Source organism: uncultured Amaricoccus sp. (assembly GCF_937858865.1).
In the GTDB taxonomy this organism is placed as follows: Bacteria; Pseudomonadota; Alphaproteobacteria; order Rhodobacterales; family Rhodobacteraceae; genus Amaricoccus.
Map to the genome: position 1 here is coordinate 1 of NZ_CALLYO010000629.1, position 5311 is coordinate 5311.

The following is a 5311-nucleotide window of genomic DNA, read 5'->3' on the forward strand; positions in this document are numbered from 1 at the left end:
AACTTCCTCGCCGCCGTGGAAATCGCAGCCGTCATCCTATGGTGGACCTGAATGAGCTCGACCCTAGCCGTCCGCCTCGAGCGTGAGCGGCCGCGCCGGCTCGCGCGCCAGGTCCTCGACCCCGAGCGGCGCCTTCGGCCGCGCCAGCGCGTAGCGCGTCACCCAGAAGAGCCGCTCCTCGGCCCGCGTCACCGCGACGTAGGCGAGCCGCTTCCAGAGCGGCACCCCCGCCTCGCTCCGCCCCGACTGGGCCGCGGCGTAGAGATCGGGGGCGAAGACCTGCACCTCCGGCCATTGCGAGCCCTGTGCCTTGTGGATGGTCACCGCCGCCCCGTGCAGGAAGACCGCGCCCATGCTGGCCGCGGTCACGATTATCGGCTCCTCCTGCCCCGGCGCCTCGATCTGGATGATGCTGGCGACGCCGACCCGCGGATCCTCCGACCCCACCACGTAGAGCCGCGCGAACCCCGGCCGTGCCCCCGGCCCGAGGTAGATCGTCTGCGCCCCCTTGATGAGCCCGCGCGCCTCGAGATCCATCCGCCGCTTCCTGTGCTTCAGCGGCAGCTCGATCCCGTCGCAGACGAGCGGCTCCCCCGGCAGCAGCGCGTCGGGCGGCGCCGCATGCGCCACGCGGAAGGCGTTGATGAGCCGCACCCGCGTCGTGTTGCGCCAGACGAGCACCGGCGCCCGCGCCATCGCGCCCGCGTCCACCCGCTCGGCGACGACGACGCGCTGGTCGCGCCGCGCCGCCTGCCGCACCAGCTCCTCGAAGGCGTAGAAGTCGACCGCCGGATCGCCGAGCGCATGGGCGAGGTCGAGGATCGGGCTGTCCGCCGCCTGCCGGTGGACCCGGCTGAGCATCAGCCGCGCCTCCTCCGGCAGGTCGTCGAAGACCATGCCGCCCGTCCCCCCGACCGGCGCCAGCTGCGCCGGATCGCCGAAGAGGACGAGCGCCCCGAAGAGGTCGCGGAGATCGCCGTAGAGCCGCGCGTCGAGCATCGAGGCCTCGTCGATCAGCCCGATGTCGAGCGGCTCCTCGCGCCGCTTCCAGCCCTGGATGAAGTCCGACCCGCGCAGGCCGGCGGTCGCCAGCGCGCCGGGCACCGAGGGATGCAGCCGGTAGAAGGCCATCGCCCGGTCGAGCGCCGCCTCGCTCAGCCCCTCGACCTTCGGCCGGTCGCCCTTGCCGGTCAGCCACTCGGCGATCGCCTCGTAGTCGGGATGATAGAGCGGGGTGTAGAGGATGCGGTGGATCGTCGTCGCCGGCACCCCCCGGCCGCGCAGCACGCTCGCCGCCTTGTTGGTCGGCGCCAGTACCGCCAGCGTGCGCCTCGTGCGCGCCTTGCGGCTCTCGTAGTCGGCCGAGACCGGCTCCACCCCGGCCGCGATCAGCCGCCGCACGATGTCGGCCAGCAGCATGGTCTTGCCCGAACCGGCCTTGCCGACCACCGCCAGCGTCGGCTGCCGGCCCCCGCCGGCGGGCCTGAGCGCCCCCTCGGCCAGATCGACCCCGGCGGCGGCGAGCAGCGCCTCGATGCGGTCCCGCGCCCGCGCCTGATCGACCGAATACTCCATGGGCCTCCGCCTGCCGCCTCCCTTCTAGCGGGGGCGGCAGGCGGAGGCCAGCATCGGCGCGGACCCCGGCCCCAGGGGCCGCGCGCCGACCCGTCAGGCGGCGAGCCGCTCCTCGGCGATGCGCGCCGGGAAGCTCGCGTCGAACCACCGCGCGATCACGCTGAGCGGGATCCCCGCCTTGCGCGAGATCTCCGCCCGCGCCTCGACGCTGACCGGCCAGAGCCCGACCGCGATCCGGTCGGCCCCCTCGCCCTTCATGCCGATGATCTCGGGCACGCTGCCGATGCGGCGGTAGATCGGGATCGTCTTGGCGTAGATGACGCCGAGCGCCTGCTCGAGCCCGAAGCGGAGCCCGAGCTCCACCCCCGCGGCGAGCAGCGCCGCCGCCACCCCGACCGGCGCGTCCGGCGCCAGGCAGAAGCGGGTGCACTCCCAGATCAGCGGGCTGCGGATGGTGACCCCGCCGGTCAGGTCGAGGAAATGCTCGTTGGTCATGATCCGCCCGACCGTCGGCATGATCCGGACCGAGCCGCCATGCCGGCCCTCGGCATTCTCCCAGATGATGTAGAGCGGATTGAGTCGATCGTATTCGTCGACCTCCCAGCCGTTCTCGTCTACGGTGACTTCCCAGTCCAGCCGGTCCCTGAACTGTGCGGCCCGGTCCTTGAACATGGAGTCCGCAAGAAGAGGATAGAGCGACAACTGGTCGGCATAGACGAAACGGATCATGGGGGCCTCACACTGTCTTTGGTGAGGCCTTCATATCCGCGTGATGATTAACGAAGCCCGAGCGTGCGGCTCAATCAGTATTTCGGCAACGCCCCGGTCGGCACGATGATCCCCCTGGCCAGCGCCAGCGCCACCGCGTGCGTGACGTTCAGCGCCCCGAGCTTGTGCCGCGCCGAGTCGATATAGGCCCGGAGCGTGTTCTCCGAGATCTGCAGCGCGTCCGCCACCTCGGCCCGGCTCTGCCCGAGGCTGAGCTGGGTCAGCGTCTCCCGCTCCCTGGGCGAGAGCTCGGCGGTCGGCTCGTCCATCTCCTTGTTGATGATCCGCATCGCCTGCTCGTGCATCAGGTGCGACACCACCAGGATGTCCTTGCCGTTCTTCCGCGTGAAGGTCTCCCAGCTCGCGTCGTCGGTCGTGTGGTTGAGGCAGAAGAGCGCGAACTCGCCGTGCGGCCCCCAGATCGGCACCGACCAGCCCTGGTTGCCGAGCCCGTGCGCCATCGCCTCGCGCATCATCGCCCGCGCCGCCGGGCTCGACCAGTCGAGCGTCTTCCAGTCCATCGGATGGAAGCGCCGCTGGGCGCCCAGCACCACCGGGTCGATGCTCCGGTAATCCTTATCGATGTAGTGCCGCGCCCACTCGAGGCTGTAGGTGAAGGCGCCGACCTGCTCGGACTTCAGCGAGGCGGTATGGTAGAAGACGTGGGTGACGCCGAAAAAGTCGCGCAGCTCGTGCGCCCAGACCTGCAGCTCGTCAATGGACTTCGTTGTCTGCAAGCGCTCCAACAGCGCCTCGAGCCTGGCCGTTTCCAACTTCCGCGGTTCCCGCATTGCAGAGTCGGGCGCTGATCTCGCTCGCCGCCACGAAGATCGCGTCGTCGAGATGCTCCGCCAGCTCCACCATTCCGTTCTTTTCGGAAAACTGCCGGATATCCTTGAGAATATCAATCACCCAGTAGGCTTTCATCAGACAGTCCTCCGTAAAGACGGAAACTCGTGATGCAAGCGATACCATCAACGGCGAAGCGGGTGTATTCGCCAATTCTGATACCCCCGGAATGGCGGGGGAAGCTGTTGCCAAAGTATTGAAAAGACTGCCCTTCGCTCAACCGAAGTGCGAGACGCCCGACCGAATCGGGCGCCCCGCGCGGCCGGCCGCTCAGCGCGACCGGCTCGCCTCGATGGCGTCGGCGAAGGTGCGCAGCCCCGTCCGCGGCGTGCTGACCAGCACCGCCATGTTGCCCGGCTTGTGCTCGTTCCGCCGCATCTTCACGTGCGCCTGCGGGATCTGCGCCCAGGGGAAGACCTCCGACATGGCCGGGTCGAGCCGCCGCTCCAGCATCAGCTGGTTGGCCGCCGAGGCCTGCTTGAGGTTGGCGAAATGGCTCCCCTGCACCCGCTTCTGGTTCATCCACAGGTAGCGCGCGTCGAGCGTCAGGTTGTAGCCGGTCGTCCCGGCGCAGATCACCACCATGCCGCCCTTCTTCACCACCAGGACCGAGACCGGGAAGGTCGCCTCGCCCGGGTGCTCGAAGACCATGTCGACGTTCACGCCCTTGCCGGTGATGTCCCAGATCGCCTTGCCGAACTTGCGCGCCTCGCCGAGCCAGGCCTTGTATTCCGGGCTGTTGACCGTCGGCATCTGCCCCCAGCAGGAGAAGTCCTTCCGGTTAATGACTCCTTTCGCGCCGAGCGACATCACGAAGTCGCGCTTGCTCTCGTCGGAGATCACCCCGATCGCGTTGCCGCCCGCCGTGTTGACGAGCTGGATCGCGAACGACCCGAGCCCGCCCGAGGCCCCCCAGACCAGCACGTTCTGCCCGGGGCGCAGCTCGTGCGGCGCATGCCCGAAGAGCATCCGGTAGGCCGTCGCCAGCGTCAGCGTGTAGCAGGCCGAGGCCTCCCAGGTCAGATGCTTCGGCCGCGCCATCAGCTGCTGGCTCTGCACGTTGGTGAACTGGGCGAAGCTGCCGTTCGGCGTCTCGTAGCCCCAGATCCGCTGGCTGGGCGAATACATCGGGTCGCCGCCGTTGCAGTGCTCGTCGTCGCCGTCGTCCTGGTTGCAGTGGATGACGACCTCGTCGCCCACCTTCCAGCGCCGGACCTTGTCGCCCACCGCCCAGACGATGCCCGAGGCGTCGCTGCCGGCGATGTGGTAGGGCGCCTTGTGCACGTCGAAGGGCGAGATCGGGATGCCGAGCCCGGCCCAGACCCCGTTGTAGTTCACCCCCGCCGCCATCACGAAGACGAGAACCTCGTTCGAATCGAGCGTCGGCGTGTCGACCACCTCGAGCTGGAACGACTGGTCGGGCTCGCCGTGCCGCTCGCGGCGGATCGCCCAGGCGTACATGTTCTTCGGCACGTAGCCGAGCGGCGGGATCTCCCCGATTTCATAGAGATCCTTTTCCTCGGCATCATACTCGGGCTGGCTCAGGGGCGCATCGAGCGGGGCCATGACAGTCTCCTTCGCGGCGCAACTTTATTGCGTGATGAGGCTGGCTCCTGTCATTACATTATCCACCGATACGCGCAACCGGATTTTGTGCGCTGCGGCGAATTCCGTCGCCGCGCCGCATCGTCATCTCCCCCGGGCCTGCCGCGCCCAGACGTGCGTCAGCGCGATCAGCCCCAGCCAGGCCGCCAGCAGCAGCGGCTTGCCGACGAAGGCGAGCGGCAGCACCGCCAGCCCGAAGAGGATCGGGATGAGGTCCGAGCTCTGCCACCCGTCCCGGAGCAGATCCGGCAGGAGCCCCAGCGCGCTGCCCAGGAGCCCGGCGACCATCGTCGCCGCCACCGCGCCGAGGAGCGCCAGCAGCCACCCCGCGGCGCCGCGCCGCCCGAAAAGCCCGGCCAGCAGCCAGCCGGCCACCGCGCTCCCGAGCGCCATGGTCACGATGTAACGGACCACGATCCCGGTCGGCAGGTCGTCCCAGTCGGCGCTCTCCCGCCCCGGCAGTTCGCCGGCCAGCAGCACGAAGAAGAGCCCGGCGCCGATCAGCGCCATCATC

The 5311-nt window shown here is 69.2% G+C and carries 6 protein-coding genes; all 6 read right to left on the bottom strand.

Annotated elements, in window-relative coordinates; translation table 11 throughout:
- Positions 1-63 precede the first annotated feature (63 nt).
- Positions 64-1575: an ATP-dependent RecD-like DNA helicase gene (locus Q0112_RS18850; RefSeq protein WP_297977613.1), complete on the bottom strand. Its 1512-nt coding sequence runs from the start codon at positions 1573-1575 to the stop codon at positions 64-66.
- A 93-nt stretch (positions 1576-1668) separates the two neighbouring features.
- The gene (locus Q0112_RS18855; RefSeq protein ID WP_297977614.1) at positions 1669-2304 is read right to left on the bottom strand and encodes an acyl-homoserine-lactone synthase; all 636 of its coding nucleotides are present in this window, start codon (positions 2302-2304) and stop codon (positions 1669-1671) included.
- Positions 2305-2378: 74 nt separating this feature from the next.
- The gene (locus tag Q0112_RS18860; protein WP_297977616.1) at positions 2379-3080 is read right to left on the bottom strand and encodes an autoinducer binding domain-containing protein; all 702 of its coding nucleotides are present in this window, start codon (positions 3078-3080) and stop codon (positions 2379-2381) included.
- Complete coding sequence (locus Q0112_RS18865; protein ID WP_297977618.1) at positions 3058-3270, bottom strand: hypothetical protein; 213 nt, start codon at positions 3268-3270, stop codon at positions 3058-3060. The genes Q0112_RS18860 and Q0112_RS18865 overlap by 23 nt, the downstream gene beginning before the upstream one ends.
- A gap of 192 nt (positions 3271-3462) precedes the next feature.
- Positions 3463-4758, bottom strand: coding sequence for a crotonyl-CoA carboxylase/reductase (gene ccrA / locus Q0112_RS18870; RefSeq protein WP_297977619.1), 1296 nt, complete (start codon positions 4756-4758; stop codon positions 3463-3465).
- 123 nt (positions 4759-4881) lie between these two features.
- Positions 4882-5311: hypothetical protein (locus tag Q0112_RS18875; RefSeq protein WP_297977620.1), on the bottom strand; the 430-nt coding region annotated here is incomplete at its 5' end.

Excerpts from the sequence above, each read along its gene's own strand:
- Q0112_RS18855 (WP_297977614.1), bottom strand. The coding sequence starts at position 2,304 with ATGATCCGTTTCGTCTATGCCGACCAGTTGTCGCTCTATCCTCTTCTT.
- Q0112_RS18850 (WP_297977613.1), bottom strand. The coding sequence starts at position 1,575 with ATGGAGTATTCGGTCGATCAGGCGCGGGCGCGGGACCGCATCGAGGCG.
- ccrA (WP_297977619.1), bottom strand. The coding sequence starts at position 4,758 with ATGGCCCCGCTCGATGCGCCCCTGAGCCAGCCCGAGTATGATGCCGAG.
- Q0112_RS18865 (WP_297977618.1), bottom strand. The coding sequence starts at position 3,270 with ATGAAAGCCTACTGGGTGATTGATATTCTCAAGGATATCCGGCAGTTT.